The sequence below is a fragment of the Nostoc sp. UIC 10890 genome (assembly GCF_054786515.1).
The window spans coordinates 3,852,619-3,870,773 of sequence record NZ_JBSGKF010000001.1 but is presented as its reverse complement, the minus strand read 5'-3'; the positions used below and the strand labels follow the sequence as shown (position 1 = coordinate 3,870,773).

Here is an 18,155-nt window from a genome sequence, read left to right as displayed (position 1 = left end):
ATTGAAAACTGGGAAACAGGAGAAGTATGGAAAAACTAATAACTCCTGACTCCTAACTCAGCCCTCAGAACTTTTGCGAGCACAAATTGACATATTTAACCTAATAGTTATAAGGAAAAATAATGGCAGATTGGCAAGAAATAACAGGTGGCATCACAGCACCAAGGGGGTATCAAGCGGCGGGAATTACCGCAGGGTTGAAACCTTCGGGGTTGCCAGATTTAGCTTTGATCTTCTCAGATGTGGAAGCGATCGCAGCGGGTGTATTCACCACCAGCCAAGTGAAAGCTGCCTGCGTAGAATATTGTCGCCAACGCTTGCAAGCCAAACAAAGCGCTCGTGCCATCCTCTGTAACGCTGGACAAGCAAACGCCGCGACAGGGACTCAAGGCAACCTTGATACCATAGAATCTGCTCTGGCAGTAGGTCAAGCACTAAACATCCCATCTGAATCTGTGTTATTGGCTTCCACTGGCGTGATTGGTCAACGAATTAAGATGGATGCTTTGCGAAGCGGAATTCCCAAAGTAGTAGCAGCACTATCAGAAACAGGCTCAGATGCCGCAGCCGGAGCGATTATTACTACAGACTTGGTAACAAAATCTATTGCCCTAGAGACAATTATCAGCGATGCCTCCGGCGGGCTGCGCCAACGCCCAGTACGAATTGGTGGGATTGCCAAAGGTTCCGGCATGATTCACCCCAACATGGCAACCATGCTGGCATTTGTGACTTGTGATGCTGTGGTTTCGCCTCACCTTTGGCAACAGATGTTAGCAAGGGCCGCTGATAGAAGCTTTAATTCCATTACTGTGGATGGTGATACCAGCACCAACGACAGCTTAATCGCCTTGGCAAACGGTCAATCTCGCACCCCAGCAATTACAGAATGGGGTGCAGAAGCAGAGAAATTAGAGGCAATGTTAACAGCAGTTTGCCAGCATTTAGCCAAAGCGATCGCTCGTGATGGTGAAGGCGCAACCTGTCTCATTGAAGTGGAAGTGACTGGCGCTCATGATGAACTTTCAGCCCGACAAATAGCCAAAACCATCGCCGGTTCATCCTTAGTTAAATCTGCAATTTTTGGACGTGATCCAAATTGGGGACGCATCGCCGCCGCCGCCGGACGTGCAGGTGTAGCATTTGAGCAAGAAAACCTGCAAATTAAGCTAGGGGATTTCTTAATGTTAGAAAACGGGCAACCTCTGCAATTTGACCGTGCAGCAGCAAGTGCTTATTTGAAAAAAGCAGCCACAGGTGCTTATCTGCAACAGGATACGGTGTTAATCTCCGTTAACGTTGGCAATGGTTATGGTGTGGGTAAAGCTTGGGGTTGTGATTTGAGTTATGACTACGTGAAGATTAACGCCGAATACACTACTTAAAAGACTCACAATTGTTTGCTTATAGGAGTTACGAACAAAAAGATCCCCGACTTCTTGAAGAAGTCGGGGATCTGAGCCTCTCGGTGTTTCCAAATCAAAATAGTATTGCTAGATAAATCATAGTCTAAATATAATAGTGATTATAAATGAAAACTTATATATGACACATTACGACTAAAATTAAGTTAGAAAATAAACCGAGACAGTAAATCATAAGGTAAACATAATAGTCTTCATAAAGAAGAGTCGATATATTAAAACTTATTCCTATAGTTAAGGAAAATAGATAAATTTTTCCTTATACATCCAATCTAATATTTGTTTAATAATCGCGACTCCAAATTAACAATTTTGGCTTCAAAGGCTGTAAACTGATTTCAACAAGGTGAATGACACCTCTGCATCACACTAGAGCAGAGCTAATAAATTAACCGAGTTTTTATATAGATAGCCGCGTCATTGATGAAATGGCTGCGATCGCTTTGCCAAATTTAGCTTGATTAATTATTAATAGCGCAAAAAACATTCAGGTTTTTTGTCTAAATTGTCATAGCTATAAAAAATAAAATTTACCTTCAAAGGAGATATTATGACAGAACTTTTTAATCAAATTTCCCGTCGCAAATTCATCATCACAGCCGGAGCATCTGCGGGTGCTGTATTCCTCAAAGGCTGTTTGGGCAATCCTCCTGAAAACCTAACTGGTAATGGCACTCAAACTGCACCGACTGCTCAACCAGCTGCCAATACTAATGTTAATCCAGAGCAAGCCCCAGAAGTTACTAAAGTCAATTTAGGATATATTCCAATTGTAGAAGCTGCACCTTTAATTATTGCCAAAGAAAAAGGTTTTTTTGCAAAGTATGGTATGACCAATGTGGAGTTAGCGAAACAAGCGTCTTGGGGTGCAGCTAGAGATAACGTCGAAATTGGTTCCGCTGGTGGCGGAATTGATGGTGGTCAATGGCAAATGCCTATGCCCCATTTAATTACTGAAGGTTTAATTACTAAAGGTAATAAAAAGATTCCCATGTATGTTTTGGCGCAATTAATTACACAAGGAAATGGGATTGCGATCGCCAACAAACACCAAGGTAGCGGTATGGGCTTAAAATTAGCTAGTACTAAATCTCTATTCTCCAAACTTAAAGCTTCACCCACACCCTTCACAGCCGCCCAAACCTTTCCCGCCGTTAACCAAGATTTCTGGATTCGCTACTGGTTAGCAGCTGGTGGTATTGACCCCGATACAGATGTGAAATTGCTCACAGTTCCATCAGCGCAAACTGTCGCCAACATGAAAACAGGAACAATGGATGCTTTTAGCACTGGCGACCCTTGGCCTTTCCGCATTGTTAAAGACAAAATTGGTTTCATGGCTGCATTAACAGCAGAGATTTGGAAAAATCACCCTGAAGAATATCTAGCCATGAGGGCTGACTGGGTTGACCAACATCCCAAAGCGACAAAAGCACTATTAAAAGGGCTAATGGAAGCTCAACAATGGTGCGACAACTTTGATAACCGCAAAGAAATGTCAGAAATTGTGGCACAAAGAGCCTATTTTAACGTGCCAGTTGATGTTTTAATCGATCCATTTATGGGTAAATACGACATGGGTGAAGGTCGTCAAATTGATGATAGATCAATGGCAGCTTTGTATTGGAAGGATGAAAAAGGTAATGTTTCTTATCCTTACAAGAGCCATGATTTGTGGTTCATCACCGAAAGCGTGCGCTGGGGATTCTTGCCCAAAGATTATATTGTGAATAATGCTGCTAAAGCAAGAGCATTAATCGATAAAGTTAACCGCGAAGATATTTGGAAAGAAGCTGCAAAAGAAGCAGGAATTGCGGTGGCTGATATTCCCACAACTACATCTCGTGGTGTAGAGGAATTTTTTGATGGCGTAAAATTTGACCCAGAAAACCCCGAAGCATATCTCAAAAGTCTGCAAATCAAGAAAGTTAGTGTTTAGTTAACAGTCATTAGTGATTATTTAGGAGAACCAAGTTTATGACAATTGCTCAACGAAGACCAGCAAGTTCAAAGTTAAACAACGGTTTTATATCTCGATTACAAAAACAGTTGCCTGAGCTTTTACCCCCATTTATTGCTCTTGTTATCTTTCTGGTTTTGTGGCAACTATTTTCTTGGACTCCTGGCGCAACATTACCAGGGCCAATTAAGGTTATACAGGATACTTGGGTTTTGATTTTATATCCCTTTTACGACAAAGGTGGCATTGACAAGGGACTATTTTGGCAGATTTGGGCTAGTTTGCAACGGGTAGCTATTGGTTACTCTTTGGCTGCTGTGGTTGGTATTGCTTTAGGCATTGTAATTGGTACTAATAAAACCATGTCTAAAGCTTTAGACCCTCTATTTCAGTTATTACGAACTGTACCGCCATTGGCTTGGGTTCCTATTTCTTTGGCAGCATTAAGACAAAATGAACCCGCCGCGTTGTTTGTAATCTTTATCACCGCAATTTGGCCGATTATTATTAACACAGCCGTGGGTGTTAAAGAAATTCCCCAAGACTATAACAACGTTGCCAAAGTTCTCCAACTTTCCAAGAAAGACTATTTCCTTAACATCCTGATTCCTGCTGCTTTGCCCTACATTTTTACAGGTTTGAGAATTGCAATTGGTTTAGCTTGGTTGGCAATTATCGCCGCTGAAATTGTGATGTCAGGTATTGTCGGCATCGGTTTCTTCATCTGGGATGCTTATCAGAATAACTACATCAGCGAGATTATCTTGGCACTAGTCTACATTGGTGCAGTGGGTTTATTACTAGACAAATGTATGGCTTGGATTCAAAACCTGATTTTACCGACAGAACAGAAATAGTCATTAGTCATTGGTCATTGGTCATTGGTCATTTGTAAAAAGCTAAGGACTAATGATCGGTACTAAGGACTAATGACGAAAGACAAACGACAAATGACAAAGGACAAAAGACAAATGAGTATATTTGTAGCTGTTGACCAAATTGACAAAGTTTTTAATCTTACTGGCGGTGGTCAATATATCGCCCTTAAAGGAATTGACCTTCAAATTAAAAAAGGAGAATTCGTTTCTTTAATTGGTCACTCCGGTTGCGGTAAATCCACTCTATTAAATATGATTGCGGGTTTGGATTTGCCAACTGAAGGTATTGTCACTCTCGAAGGACAAAGAATCACCAAACCGGGCCCAGACAGAATGGTGGTGTTCCAAAATTATTCGCTATTACCTTGGCGGACGGTAAGAGAAAATATTGCCCTCGCTGTGGACTCAGTAATGAAAGGTTCACCCGCAGCCGATCGCAACGCTATTATCGAAAAACATATAAATATGGTGGGTTTGCGTCCCCATGCTGATAAACAACCGGGAATGTTATCCGGTGGACAAAAGCAGCGAGTTGCGATCGCCCGCGCCTTAGCGATTCGTCCCAAATTACTCTTGCTAGATGAACCTTTTGGTGCATTGGATGCACTCACACGCGGTAATTTGCAAGAACAACTGATGCAAATCTGCGAAGAAAATGAAGTAACTGCTGTGATGGTGACACATGATGTTGATGAAGCAGTGTTGTTATCTGACAGAATCGTGATGCTGACCAACGGCCCCGAATCTAAAATCGGCGACATTTTAGAAGTGGATATTCCCAGACCCCGCAAGCGGATGGAAGTAGTAGAACATCCCAGCTACTACAGCTTACGAAGTGAGATGATTTACTTCCTCAATCAGCAGAAACGCATCAAAAAAATTCGGGCGCGGAAAACTGCCGACGTTGCCCGTCATGGGTTGGAAAAAGTTAACCTAGAAATTGGCTTTTTACCTCTGACAGCTTGCGCCCCCTTAGCAGTTGCCAAAGAAAAAGGCTTCTTTCTCAAACATGGTTTAGATGAAGTTAACCTGGTGCGAGAGAGTAGCTGGCGGGGTATAGAAGATGGCATAAGTGGTGGTTACTTAGATGCGGCGCAAATGCCTTCAGGGATGCCGATGTGGTTAACCTTGGGAGGACATAATAACCAACCTCTGCCCGTTGTCACGGCCCTCACCATGACTCGCAACGGTAACGCCATTACCTTGGCAAAACACTTTTATGACGAAGGTGTACAAACCTTATCAGATTTTAAAAGATACCTGCTTCGCACCCGCGAACAACGGCACACAATGGGGGTAGTACATGCCGCATCAATGCACAACTTGCTGCTGCGTTATTGGCTAGCGGCTGGTGGAATTGACCCCGATAGCGATGTGGATATGAAAACCATTCCCCCAGCGCAGATGGTAGCCGACCTCAAAGCTGGAAGCATTGATGGTTACTGCGTCGGTGAACCTTGGAACTACCGCGCTGCTGTGGAAAATGTCGGCTTTACCATCGCTACCGATTTAGAAGTTTGGTTGGGACACCCCGGTAAAGTTCTTGGTGTGCGGGAAGATTGGGCAGAAAATTATCCAAATACGCATATTGCTTTAACCAAAGCTTTGTTAGAAGCTTGCGTGTATTGTGCAAATCCCGAAAATACCCAAGAAATTCGGCAAATTTTAGCAGGGCGAGATTACGTCAGCACTGATTTAGAATACATTCAACTTGAAGATCCAGATAGTCTCACCTGTGACTTAAACCATCCGTTGCGAGACTATGCCCATCACCAGTTTTATTCCGATTCCGCGATCAACCGCCCCAGTCGCACCGAACAAATTTGGATTATGAGTCAATTGGCGCGTTGGGGTGACACTCCCTTCCCCAGAAATTGGGTAGAAGTTGTGGAACGGGTGTGTCGCGTGCGTGTTTTCAGCACCGCAGCACGAGAATTAGGTTTGGATATTAGCTATATTCGCCAACCTATCCAACTGTTCGATGGTACTCCCTTTAACGCCGACGATCCGATCACTTATCTCAACAACTTAAAAATTAAACGTGATTTTTCAATTGCGGAAGTTGTTCTTGATGCACCAAGAAGGAGACTCGCTTCATAAAAGAATGGTGAGAGAAAGAAGGAGTGGGATAACTAAGACATCTTACTTCTTGTGGGGTGGGCGTCTCGCCCGCCCGTAATCAAAGGCGGGCAAGATGCCATTGGTGTCAATTTAACGCGAAACCGCACGTCCGCCAGCACGTCCGCCAGGGATTGTAAATCCCTGTCTCATAGCTAAAGTCCTCTGAAGAGGACTAAAGATTGCAAAAATTTTCAGTCTACTTCAGTAGACTTGAGCAATTAGTCAGGGATTTACAATCCCTGGCGGGTGAACAACACCCAATCAGTACGCTATTTTTGGCTGAAGTTGACACCAGTGGCTTTTCGTCCCACCCCACAAGATTAAATAATTTTAGTTGTTAAAAATCTCTTGAACTCCATTAATGAGTCTTTGAACTCCATTAATGAACCTCTGAACTCCGTTAATGAACCTCTGAACTCCATTAATGAGTCTTTGAACTCCATTAATGAGTCTTTGAACTCCGTTAATGAGTCTTTGAACTCCATTAATGAGTCTTTGAACTCCATTAATGAACCTCTGAACTCCGTTAATGAGTCTTTGAACTCCATTAATGAGTCTTTGAACTCCATTAATGAGTCTTTGAACTCCGTTAATGAACCTCTGAACTCCATTAATGAGTCTTTGAACTCCATTAATGAACCTCTGAACTCCGTTAATGAGTCTTTGAACTCCATTAAGAAACCTCTAGGTTGCAGGGAGTAGTCCCCAACCCCTAATCCCCAGTCCCCAGTCCCCAATACCCAATCCCCAAATACCATGCAAAACCACAACTCAACAGCTACAACCACACTAGGAAAACCACTAGCCCCTGCAAGCACCAGCCGCAGACCTTTTCTAGAAATTAAAGACGTTACCAAAGTCTATCCCACAAAGAAAGGCCCCTTCACCGTACTCGACGGCGTTAACCTCAACGTCGAACAGGGCGAGTTTATTTGCGTCATCGGCCACTCCGGCTGTGGCAAATCGACGCTACTAAATATGGTATCCGGTTTTAACTTTCCCACCTCCGGGCAAGTGTTGCTGGAAGGAGAACCAATCACCAAGCCAGGCCCAGACAGGATGGTTGTCTTCCAAAACTACGCCTTGCTACCTTGGCGAACTGCTTTTGAAAACATCTACTTAGCTGTCAACGCCGTTTATCCCAACAAACCACAAGCTGAAAAAAGAGCGATCGTCCGCGATCATTTAGCAATGGTAGGACTGGCTGATGCGATGGAAAAGAAACCAATGCAAATGTCTGGCGGGATGAGACAACGGGTTTCTATCGCCCGTGCTTTGGCGATTCGTCCGAAAGTTTTAATTTTAGATGAACCTTTTGGGGCGCTGGATGCCATTACCAAAGAAGAATTACAGGAAGAATTGCTGAAAATTTGGGGCGATAACCGTTGTACAGTGCTGATGATTACCCACGACATAGACGAGGCACTATTTTTAGCAGACAAATTGGTAATGATGACTAATGGCCCACACGCAAAGATTGGCGAAGTCATGGAAATTCCTTTTTCTCGTCCGCGCGATCGCAGCCGGATCATGGAAGATCCACAATACTACCAACTGCGTAACTATGCCTTAGACTTTCTCTTTAACCGCTTTGCCCACGATGACGTAGGTTGAGCCAATAGTTATCTATTTTTTCAGAATAATTCTTTGTTCTTCCCGTTACCATACCAGATGGTGGCGGGAAGAATCAGTAAGGGCAATTCATAAATTGCCCCTACAACTGCGTCCACAAGTTATAAAGTATGTGTAGATAAAACAGCGAGTATGTTGAGAAAAAAATCTGTATGACAAGCTACCCAGAAACCCTAACTAGTAACGAATCCATTAATGATTTAATCGCCGAGACAACAACCATTAACCATGTGGAGGTAATTGAAAATGTCATCGACTCTTTGGAACAAGATGATAGTGCAATGGTTAGCCACACTCCAGAGGCTGGTTATCTCTGGAAGTTTAAGTACGGAAGTGTAGAAGTATTTGTCCAACTCAACGGGACAACCGATGAAGACACAATAACAGTTTGGTCTGCGGTGCTAAATTTACCTGCCAAAAATGAACCTAAGTTGATGCGGTATCTTTTGGAGTTGAACTGCTCAAGCACTTTTGAAGCACGTTTCGGTATTATTGAAAATCGGGTGGTTGTAATATCGACACGCACCTTAGCCGAGTTATCTCCTGGCGAAGTGTCTCGGCTAATTACCGTTGTGGCAACGATCGCTGATAATAACGATGAAGCCTTACAAACTGAATTTGGTGCGACTTGACTAATCGCATCAGTTCAGTATGAGTTGTGAGTTGCACTATTTTCCCAGTGCGACCCATCAGTAAGTAGGGTTTGCTGTATTACTTGTTTTAGTCGCTCAATCTTGATGATGAACTGAATTTGTTAAGTCAGTCGATTGAAATGACTTTTTCCTCTATACCAATTAAAAAGCGCCTGGGAGTGTTGCCGTGTTTCCACCCCAGACGCTTTTTATTTTTAACTTGCTCCTCACACAACTAGATAGTATCACTGCTTCCATCAAAAGGCGAGTATAGTGAGTGACACTTTCAGAACTGCACCACCAATTGAATTTGGGCATATTCCCTTGACTTGATCCTAGCTAAATTTTGGATTGCGATCGCTCCAGAAAGGCAGTTTCTTGGACATAAGTCATTACAAGCTGTAACGCAATGAATTAAACAATTATTAATATTTTATACGTCCCTTAATTAATCTCTGAAACTCTATAATAATAAATCAAACTAATAAACAAATATTAGCACTCAATGCTTGTTAGTGCTAATTTATAACTGAGTTTAATGCTTATGATATAGACTAAAACTATACTTTTTATAGATGCTTGAGTTTCTTCCTAGATATTTTTTTACAAAAGACTAAATCTTTACTACAAGTAATTTAAAACTGGGAGTACTGACATGAAATACACTTTTGATATTGTAGGAGTATCTCCACTTTTACAGTTTTTTAATCACCAACAGAAAAATGGGCAAAAATCACCCCATCAAGGCGTGGAATATTTGGGAATGCATAAGTGTACACTAGATACGTTTATAGAATCGGTGGAATCAGTTCCAGCAAAGTGGGGTTGGAATCTGGATCAAGTGGTAGATACCGTAATTCAGTTTTGGTTGAACAACTCAGACAGTATTGGTTATTGGAAATCATGTTTAAGTGATGCTGGCAAGGATAATTTACTAGTTGCAAGATTGGCAGATATAACCGCCTTACAAGCTGAATTTGAATCCCTATTAGATAAGGAATGGTGAAGAGATAGGTAGAATTTAACAGAACTTACATAAACAATAGCCAAAAAGAATGATTTTCAGATAGGGATAATACCCTGTCGTTAGAGTAGCCGCGTAGCTTATTTCGACCTAGGAGTATGCATCTATATGAATACCCTAGAGCATGAATACCCTAGAGCGCATATAGTTTTGCATAAGTCCTATTTCAAAAGAATTCAATATTGGAGCAACCCTTGCTTTCCCTCTAGTCAAAATTTTCGTTTTCAAGTGCTTTGAGAACTTTGAGATATAAATTCTCTACTCTTTTCGTCTGAACTTCACCAAATGAAGCATAGTGAGTTAAGCTAGGAGCGCCATTTATTTCAATGATTGTATAATCTACAATTGGTGATGTTATATCACTAGTAAGAATATCCACACCTGCTAATCTCAATTCCATATCTTTTGCAATACTTATTGCTAACTTTTGAAAATCAGGATGTATATTTTCAGTGAAGTCTACTGCTTCGCCACCAGTTGATAAATTTGCATTGTCTAAAAGATAAACTATATTATTCTTGGGTATAACAGTATTAAAGTTTAGCTTTCGTCTCCGCAAATTTTTTTTGATTCTGTAATCTTCAAAATCTATAATTTCTTTTCTACCATTTTTTATAAAAGTCTCCTGTTTTTCTTGCATAAGTTCCAAAACATTAGATTTACCATCTCCCATTATAAATAAAGGAATTCTTTGATAAGCCGAAATTACTTCATCATCAAGGACTACAATTCTATAGTCATTGCCACTATAGAATCGCTCAACAATAAATACTGATGTTTTTTGCAAGATTTTCTTGGCTGCTTGATAATATTCTTGTTTGTTGTGAACCTTTGTAACAAATATTCCTTTACTGAGATTAACCGGCTTGACAATTACGGGAAATCCCAACTCTTTAGCATAATATAATCCTGTATCTATATTTCTGGTATTGGCTAATTCTTCGCATAATTCTTCACTAAAAAATGTTTGTCCTTCAGTAACTTTATAGCCAAACTTATTCAGGAAAAAACTCGAAACCCCTTTATCTTTAGCTATTGCTACTGAACCAGAAGAATTAATACTAAACCTGCTACTACGAAAAAAGGTTTTATTACCATTTTTAAACGTAATCAGTCCTACAAACGCGCATTCTGGGTCTACTAAAACTACTGCTCCTATTTTCTCTGCTACTTTTTGAATGATTGATGTTACAAAGGGTGTTTCCATTATCATAAATATAAATATACCGCGAAAACATTAACTATTCTATGGCAGTTAGTCAAGATATTTTAAACTAAACAATTGCACAATATATTTTGCCTAATAATATAGTGAAAGCCGGAGAAAAAATTCATTTTTTAATATCTAAATAGACTATGAAAATTTAACTATTCTAAACCAACTATAAAAAACGTAAATACCTGCAATTTAGCTTTACCGTAGGCATCGCACCATAGAAAAATTAAGAGTGTGTCAGCGACTATTAATTCTAGTAGTCTGCCAACCCAAAAATGCTAAGTGAGGATTGGGGAAAGGGGAAAGGGAAAAGGGTAAGGGATTTAAACCCTTTACCCCTTCCCCTTTACCCCGCCAAGTTCACTTGGCGAACTACTAGGCGCGTTATTATGCATTTTCTATTTAGTTTTTAATAGTATTTTTTCAGACATTGATATTTGTTTTGCCACCGATGTGGAATTTACGTATGTGTATGCATACAAATTATGCAAACCCAATAATTGCCAAACTTTCTGCTTGAGCATTATTGTGTCTTGCAAACAATTGCAAATTAAGGCTTTGAGATTCATAACCACCTGAAAGTTCCAACTTAGTTGGTCTAAAATATAGCGCTCAGTGTTGACAATCTATAAATAATCGAATAACAAGGTGGCAGCAGCATTAAAAAAAAGCGTTAGTGCATTCCTACCTAGAAACTAATTAACGCCCTTCATTAAACTTCATACGGATAACATAATTATGCCAGAAAATACGGATAATCAAGCTTCCAAATCAGACAATCAGCCTGTTGCTTATAAAGAACGCCTCAATTCTTGGGCGATCGCTCGTCTACTTCCTAATACGCAACGGGAGATTGTTGCCCGCTTCCGCAGCCGTTCTGATGCCGATGGCTATATGCGGCACCTACCCCAGGAAGTACCAAATGCTTCCTACATGGTTGTTTTTGATTGCCAACGCCAAGAAGCTGTAATTTAAAGTGCAAGTATAGGCAATAAACCTATCTTGAAAATAGGGAAAAGGTTAAGGGGTAAAGATGTATTTAAAACCTTTCTCCTTTCCCCTTTAACCGAACCGTATTGAGCCATAGCCCGCCCTTAGACATCGCTTACAACTCCAGATTCCAATTCACGCTTCACTTAAAAATTCTGGATGTTGCCAAGGAGCATAGTACCGCAAGGCGGAATTAAAAATTAAAAATTAAAAATGAATACAGCATAAGGGTTTCATTGATTTGGAATGATTGGTTTATTTCCGCCATGTTGTAATAGCTACTTTCGTATTGCAGCTTTGAAAATCCAAGTTTCCAAGCCACCCTTGCCAATTCAGCAAACCAGTAAGCCTTTATTCGTGTCAGTGGCACATTAGAGAACGCGAGTGCGTCTCACAGAGAAACCAAGTGGGGACAATTTCCGGCTCTTAAAAAAATGCTAATTATAGCGGTTCTCGTTTATATGCAATACACTTTGACCTCTCTCCAAACCTCTCTCCTTTTAGGAGAGAGGCTTTGAATCTTACTCCCCAACGCTAGTAGGGAAGGGGTTGGGGGTTAGGTCTTATTCCACTCAACTGAGAAGCGCTATATAACCAGAAATTATTAAGTTTTTCTGACAAAATTATATATAAATATTCTACTTAAAAATAAATTCGGTAATTATCCCCTTGCTATTGATATTTTAGATTACTTAAAAGTAAAAGTTAGTGCATTCAGGAGGGAGAAGGCAGGAGGCAGAAGTAACTTACGTTTAAAAGCGTGGGATTGAAGCAAGACTGGAGGCGAAATGCCTCGCCTGGGCGCTTTCTATCAAGACACATAGGGCGAGATACAATTCTTCTTTTTAACCTGGGTAATAACCCAGAACTAAAGTTTTTATTCATAATTCTTTCCTCCTACCTCTGCCTCCTATCTTCTCTGATAAGCCCTGAAAGTGCTGGAGGGTTAATAAGTGATCAAACAGCAGCGATATGACTGGTTCAAAGCTGTGAAATTTTTCCGTAAACGAGAATTACTAGCGCTGTTGTTAGGAATTTTCTTCTCAATCTCTGTAGTCCTACTCTGGCAGAGACTTTTAATCCAAACTCCGTGGTTATTAATACAAGTAGTACTGATTGCAGGCTTATTGGCTGTTATCACATTGATATTATCAATTTATTGTGTCCTGGCAATGAAAGCAAGTAACCAAAAAATAACAGCAATAAATCAGGAATTAACTCATAGGATTTTTGAACAAAAACAGGTAGAAATTGCGCTCCGCACCAGTGAAAATCGTCTGCGGCAGTTGTTGGAAACTGTCAAAGTCATCCCTTGGGAATTAGACTTGAAGACTTGGCGATTTATTTATGTTGGGCCGCAAGCGGTAGACTTGCTAAAATATCCGATCGCAGAGTGGTATGAGGAAAATTTTTGGGTTAATCATCTGCATCCAGATGATAAGGAAAAGTCTGTTCGTTTTTGTCAAGAAGCAACTGCTAAGTGCCAGAATCACGAATTAGAATACCGGATGTTAGCAGCTGACGGGCGAGTTATTTGGTTGCGAGATGTTGTTAGCGTAGTTCGGGAAGCAGGAACTCCTACTATGCTGAGAGGGTTTATGTTTGACATTACTGATTTGAAGTTGGTTGAAGAAACTTTGAGACTGAGGGAGAGGGCACTTGCTGCCACCAGTAATGGAATTATTATTGCCGATGCTAGACTCTCTTATACTCCGGTTATTTACGTCAACCACGCCTTTGAGCAAATAACAGGTTACAAGGCTGGTGATGTAATTGGGCAAAACTGTCGATTTTTGCAACGCACAGATACCCAGCAACCAGCACTTAATGAATTGCGGTCATCTATTCAAGCTGGAACAAGTTGCAAAGTTGTTCTCCGCAACTATCGCAAAGATGGTACTTTATTTTGGAATGAATTGAGTATTTCTCCTATCCATGACGAAAATGGCAAGTTAAGCCACTTCATTGGCATTCAGACAGATATTAGCTTACGCAAGCAAGCTGAAGCCAGCCTGCGTCGGCAAGCCCTCACCTTTGAAAACATGCATGATGGCGTAATTATCACAGATTTAAGCGGAAATATTGTTGACTGGAATCCTGCTGCTGAAAGTATGTTTGGCTATACTAAAGCCGAGGTTTTGGCTAAACATCCTAGTTTTTTGCATCAGCCGGAAGTTGCTGCAACATTAAGCGCCAAAATTTTGGAAAGAATCAACCAGCAAGGACGCTGGTCAGGGGAAATACACTTTATTCGCAAAGATGGCAGTGAGGGAATTTGCGAAACAACCGTAGTTTCTTTACAGGATGAACAGGGAGAAACTGTTGCCACAGTTGGCGTCAATCACGACATCACCGAAAACAAACGAGCTAAAGAGGCACTGCAACGGCAATTGCATCGCACCCTACTACTTGAACAAATTACTCAGGAAATTCGTCAAAGTCTTGATGCCAGCAAAATCTTTGAGACGGCTGCTACCCAAATTGGACAAGCATTTGGGGCTGAACGGTGTCTGATTCACTCTTACATTAGTGACCCCACACCTAGAATCCCCTTAGTAGCAGAGTATAATATACTTCCTGGTTATTGCTCCATGTTGAAATTGGAAGTTCCCATGACCAACAATCCTCATGCAGAGCAGATGATGGCACAAGAAATAGCGATCGCTTCTCCAAATGTGTACGTTGATCCTTTACTCCAGGCGGCTGAAACGATCTGCCGAGAAGTTGGATTGAAGTCTATGCTATCAATCCGCACCTCCTATCAAGGAAAACCCAATGGTGCGATCGGCTTACACCAGTGCAGTTATTTTCGCCAGTGGACACAAGAGGAAATCGAATTACTAGAAGCAGTGGCGGCTCAACTGGGTATTGCTCTAGCACAAGCTCACTTACTAGAACAAGAAACACGCCGACGTGAAGAACTTACCTTGAAAAACTTTGCCTTGGAACGGGCAAAACGTCAAGCAGAAGCCGCAAATCGGGCAAAAAGTGAGTTTTTGGCGATGATGAGCCACGAAATTCGGACTCCCATGAATGCTGTTATTGCCATGACAGGTCTATTGCTGGATACTGAACTCACGCCTCAACAGCAAGACTTTGTAGAAACAGTTCGCAGTAGCGGAGATGCTTTACTCACTATCATCAACGACATTCTAGATTTCTCGAAAATTGAATCTGGCAAACTGGAATTAGAAGAACAGCCTTTTGATTTGAGAGCTTGTGTCGAGCAGGCTATTTCGCTCTTAGCCCCGAAAGCTGCTCAAAAGGATATCGAGTTAGCTTACCTAATCCAGCCGCAAGTTCCGACTCAAATCATTGGCGATATGACACGTCTGCGCCAAGTCTTGATGAATCTTCTCAACAATGCCATTAAGTTCACTGAAAACGGAGAAGTGGTACTCTCTGTTGAATTAGGGACTGGAGATCGGGGGTTAGGGACTGGGGATCGGGGATTGGGGATTAGGGGTAATGAGGAGGATCAAGAAACTTCTTCCCAGTCCCCAGTCCCTAGTACCCAGTCCCCAATCCCTAGTACCCAGTCCCTAATCCCCGATCTCCAGTCCCCAGTCCAAATTCAATTTGCCATCAAAGATACAGGTATTGGCATCGCACCAGAGAAGATAGAGCGGTTATTTCAACCCTTCGCTCAGGCTGATGTCTCCATGACTCGACGATATGGCGGCACAGGGCTAGGATTGGTCATCAGCAAGCGGCTCAGTAAGATGATGGGTGGTACTCTTTGGGTAGAAAGTCAGGGCTTTGTCGGTGGCAATCCTAGCCCTAGATGGGAAAATGGACAATTATCAAGAAAGGCAGGAGGCAAAGAGCCGGAGGCAGAAGGAATGTCCGACGCTCTCGACGAGACGCTACTTGCTAACGCTTCGCTATCCTGCCTCCTGCCTTCTTCAACCTCTGTTGCTTCTTTCCAAGGTTCAACATTCTACTTCACCATTACTGCCAAAGTAGCTACTCAGTCAGAACAAGCTGAATTAAGCACTTCGCCAGTACAGCTTGCATCCAAGCGACTGTTGATTGTGGATGACAATTTCACCAATCGCCAAATTCTCAGATTGCAAGCTGAGTCTTGGAAAATGGAAACTTATACTGCCAAATCTGGTAAAGAAGCTTTAGCTGAACTTGCTAAGGGAACGCAGTTTGATATTGGCATTTTAGATATGCAGATGCCGGAAATGGATGGCATCACCTTAGCTCGTCAAATCCGCAAGCAATCTGGTTGTCAAAATCTACCATTGGTGATTCTGACCTCTTTGGGTAGAGTAGAAACTTTTTCTGACTTTCATGATGTCCAGTTTGCTGCCTCTTTGAGCAAACCTATCAAACAGTCTCAACTCTACGATGTCATTACCCGTATTTTGGGTAATCAGCCGATCCAAGCCAGTATTTCTCATTCTCCCTTGGTTGACCGGCATTTGGCCCATCGACTGCCACTGCGAATTCTTCTGGCAGAGGATACGGTTGTCAATCAGAAAGTTGCTCTACTGATGCTTCAGAAAATGGGTTATGGGGCAGATGTCGTCACCAATGGACTAGAAGTGCTCAAGGCTTTGCAAAAACAGCGCTATGACTTAGTGTTGATGGATGTCCACATGCCTGAAATGGATGGGTTAGAAGCAACTCGGAGAATTTGTCAAGAATGGGAAGTAGGTTTTCGTCCTCATATCATCGCCATAACTGCCAATGCAATGCGGGGCGATCGCGAAGTTTGTCTTGCTGCTGGTATGGATGACTACCTGAGCAAACCTATTCAGCTGCAAGAATTGGCTCAGGCACTCAGCAAATGCCGATCCCAAAGAAGTTCTGAATTCACTTCCATAGGAACACAAGGGAAAGTGATGTCTTTAGAATTGCAACCTTCGCCAAATGTTCTACAGGAAGGGCAAAACCAGACATTAAAAAGCGCCAAAATTGATGCCAAAGTTCTCCAATCGTTGCAGAATATCGTCAGAGGAGATCGTGTGGCATTTGTTGAACTAATTGAGTGTTATCTTACAGAAACACCGAGACTGGTGCAAGATATCAGCACAGCTATCACAACTCAGGATACCAAGACTATATGGAAAACAGCCCACAAACTCAAGTCCAGCAGCGCTTCTGTTGGAGCGATGGACTTAGCGCAGCTTTGCAAGGTGTTAGAAGTACAGGGACGCAGCAGTAACTTAGAAAACGACCGAGAATTACTCTCACAACTATACCAGGAATATGAACAAGTTAAAACTGCCTTACAAAAAGAACTTGCGAAGGAAGTACCATGAAAGCCAATGCTCAAGAAAGTCAATCTTTAGTTCTAATTGTTGATGATGAACCTTTTATTCGCTTGATATTGCGGCATTTCTTAGAGCGGGAAGGGTATATAATAGCAGAAGCTCAAAATGGCATAGAGGCAATAAAAGCTTTTAAGCAACTCCACCCTGATATAGTACTCCTTGATGCCATAATGCCGGATATGGATGGGTTCGAGTGTTGTACTCAATTGGAGCTTCTTGATCGTAGCAAGCACACTCCGGTTTTAATGATTACAGGACTTGAAGATCAAGAGTCAGTTGACCGTGCCTTTGAAGTGGGGGCAATGGATTATGTTACCAAACCGATTCACTGGCCAGTTTTGCGACAACGGGTAAAACGTTTGATTCAGCAATCTCAGTTACAGCAAAAACTGGAAGCCGTCAATCTGGAATTGCAGCGATTAGTTACTATCGATGGATTAACTCAAGTAGCTAACCGCCGGCGGTTTGAAGAGTATTTTAACCAAGAGTGGCAGCGGATGAAACGGGAGCAACGGCCGCTTTCCCTGATTCTTTGCGATGTTGATTTCTTTAAATCATATAACGATACATACGGTCATCGGGTAGGCGATCGCTGTCTTCAGAAAATTGCTCAAGCCATCAAAGATATTATTAAACGTCCTGGAGACCTCCTTGCCCGTTATGGTGGGGAAGAATTTGCTGTGATCTTACCTAACACAGATACGGAGGGGGCGACTTATGTTGCTGATAAAATTTGTCATACTGTCCGAACACTAGCAATTCCTCATCAAAATTCCCAAGCTAGTCCTCATGTAACTATTAGTGTCGGGTTTACAACAGAAATTCCTCAGTCCGATTCTGACTTGGAAGAAATGATTGCAGTAGCGGATCGGGCGTTGTATCAAGCAAAGGCCGCAGGACGCGATCGCTTTGTGCAAGATATTCTACTACCCACAAGTAAAAATTCCCGCTAATGCGCCAAAATTCAGTTATCAGTCCAATGCCCTATTCCCA

Annotated in this window: 12 protein-coding genes; 10 read left to right on the top strand and 2 right to left on the bottom strand. The window is 41.9% G+C overall.

Annotation, left to right across the window (positions count from 1 at the left end; genetic code table 11):
* The first annotated feature begins 122 nt into the window (after window positions 1-122).
* The 4 genes from argJ to ACWATR_RS15780 all read left to right on the top strand — a co-directional run bounded on the left by argJ (window position 123) and on the right by ACWATR_RS15780 (window position 6,362).
* Window positions 123-1,385, top strand: a complete 1,263-nt coding sequence (gene argJ / locus ACWATR_RS15795; RefSeq protein WP_460334083.1) for a bifunctional ornithine acetyltransferase/N-acetylglutamate synthase — start codon at window positions 123-125, stop codon at window positions 1,383-1,385.
* A gap of 589 nt (window positions 1,386-1,974) precedes the next feature.
* On the top strand, window positions 1,975-3,363 hold the full coding sequence (locus ACWATR_RS15790; protein WP_460334080.1) for a CmpA/NrtA family ABC transporter substrate-binding protein: 1,389 nt from the start codon (window positions 1,975-1,977) through the stop codon (window positions 3,361-3,363).
* Window positions 3,364-3,401: 38 nt separating this feature from the next.
* Window positions 3,402-4,241 carry a nitrate ABC transporter permease gene (ntrB, locus tag ACWATR_RS15785; protein ID WP_460334077.1) on the top strand — a complete coding sequence of 280 codons (840 nt, stop codon included), beginning with the start codon at window positions 3,402-3,404 and terminating at the stop codon, window positions 4,239-4,241.
* Between the two features lie 114 nt (window positions 4,242-4,355).
* Entirely contained in the window at window positions 4,356-6,362 is a 2,007-nt protein-coding gene (locus tag ACWATR_RS15780; RefSeq protein WP_460334075.1) for an ABC transporter ATP-binding/substrate-binding protein, read from the top strand.
* A 341-nt stretch (window positions 6,363-6,703) separates the two neighbouring features.
* On the opposite strand, the gene ACWATR_RS15775 is transcribed toward ACWATR_RS15780, so the two are convergent.
* Window positions 6,704-7,141, bottom strand: coding sequence for a hypothetical protein (locus ACWATR_RS15775; RefSeq protein WP_460334072.1), 438 nt, complete (start codon window positions 7,139-7,141; stop codon window positions 6,704-6,706).
* Between ACWATR_RS15775 and ACWATR_RS15770 the strand changes: the two genes are divergently transcribed.
* The 3 genes from ACWATR_RS15770 (at window position 7,140) to ACWATR_RS15760 (ending at window position 9,653) form a co-directional block, all read left to right on the top strand.
* Entirely contained in the window at window positions 7,140-7,997 is an 858-nt protein-coding gene (locus tag ACWATR_RS15770; RefSeq protein ID WP_460334069.1) for a nitrate ABC transporter ATP-binding protein, read from the top strand. The genes ACWATR_RS15775 and ACWATR_RS15770 overlap by 2 nt on opposite strands.
* 170 nt (window positions 7,998-8,167) lie before the next feature.
* Entirely contained in the window at window positions 8,168-8,647 is a 480-nt protein-coding gene (locus tag ACWATR_RS15765; protein ID WP_460334066.1) for a YbjN domain-containing protein, read from the top strand.
* Window positions 8,648-9,302: 655 nt separating this feature from the next.
* On the top strand, window positions 9,303-9,653 hold the full coding sequence (locus ACWATR_RS15760) for a hypothetical protein (protein ID WP_460334063.1): 351 nt from the start codon (window positions 9,303-9,305) through the stop codon (window positions 9,651-9,653).
* A gap of 223 nt (window positions 9,654-9,876) precedes the next feature.
* On the opposite strand, the gene ACWATR_RS15755 is transcribed toward ACWATR_RS15760, so the two are convergent.
* On the bottom strand, window positions 9,877-10,878 hold the full coding sequence (locus ACWATR_RS15755; protein ID WP_460334060.1) for a cyanophycin synthetase: 1,002 nt from the start codon (window positions 10,876-10,878) through the stop codon (window positions 9,877-9,879).
* Window positions 10,879-11,625: 747 nt separating this feature from the next.
* Here ACWATR_RS15755 and ACWATR_RS15750 point away from each other — a divergent pair.
* From ACWATR_RS15750 to ACWATR_RS15740, 3 genes are all read left to right on the top strand, one after another.
* A complete protein-coding gene (locus tag ACWATR_RS15750) occupies window positions 11,626-11,862 on the top strand; it encodes a hypothetical protein (protein ID WP_460334057.1) in 237 nt (78 codons plus the stop codon).
* Between the two features lie 968 nt (window positions 11,863-12,830).
* Entirely contained in the window at window positions 12,831-17,150 is a 4,320-nt protein-coding gene (locus ACWATR_RS15745) for a PAS domain-containing hybrid sensor histidine kinase/response regulator (protein ID WP_460334051.1), read from the top strand.
* Window positions 17,147-18,115, top strand: coding sequence for a GGDEF domain-containing protein (locus tag ACWATR_RS15740; protein WP_460334048.1), 969 nt, complete (start codon window positions 17,147-17,149; stop codon window positions 18,113-18,115). The genes ACWATR_RS15745 and ACWATR_RS15740 overlap by 4 nt, the downstream gene beginning before the upstream one ends.
* Window positions 18,116-18,155 lie beyond the last annotated feature (40 nt).

What these genes read in the sequence shown, in the direction of transcription:
- argJ (WP_460334083.1), top strand. Translation starts at nt 123, where the DNA reads ATGGCAGATTGGCAAGAAATAACAGGTGGCATCACAGCACCAAGGGGG.
- ACWATR_RS15790 (WP_460334080.1), top strand. Translation starts at nt 1,975, where the DNA reads ATGACAGAACTTTTTAATCAAATTTCCCGTCGCAAATTCATCATCACA.
- ntrB (WP_460334077.1), top strand. Translation starts at nt 3,402, where the DNA reads ATGACAATTGCTCAACGAAGACCAGCAAGTTCAAAGTTAAACAACGGT.
- ACWATR_RS15780 (WP_460334075.1), top strand. Translation starts at nt 4,356, where the DNA reads ATGAGTATATTTGTAGCTGTTGACCAAATTGACAAAGTTTTTAATCTT.
- ACWATR_RS15770 (WP_460334069.1), top strand. Translation starts at nt 7,140, where the DNA reads ATGCAAAACCACAACTCAACAGCTACAACCACACTAGGAAAACCACTA.
- ACWATR_RS15775 (WP_460334072.1), bottom strand. Translation starts at nt 7,141, where the DNA reads ATGGTATTTGGGGATTGGGTATTGGGGACTGGGGACTGGGGATTAGGG.
- ACWATR_RS15765 (WP_460334066.1), top strand. Translation starts at nt 8,168, where the DNA reads ATGACAAGCTACCCAGAAACCCTAACTAGTAACGAATCCATTAATGAT.
- ACWATR_RS15760 (WP_460334063.1), top strand. Translation starts at nt 9,303, where the DNA reads ATGAAATACACTTTTGATATTGTAGGAGTATCTCCACTTTTACAGTTT.
- ACWATR_RS15755 (WP_460334060.1), bottom strand. Translation starts at nt 10,878, where the DNA reads ATGGAAACACCCTTTGTAACATCAATCATTCAAAAAGTAGCAGAGAAA.
- ACWATR_RS15750 (WP_460334057.1), top strand. Translation starts at nt 11,626, where the DNA reads ATGCCAGAAAATACGGATAATCAAGCTTCCAAATCAGACAATCAGCCT.
- ACWATR_RS15740 (WP_460334048.1), top strand. Translation starts at nt 17,147, where the DNA reads ATGAAAGCCAATGCTCAAGAAAGTCAATCTTTAGTTCTAATTGTTGAT.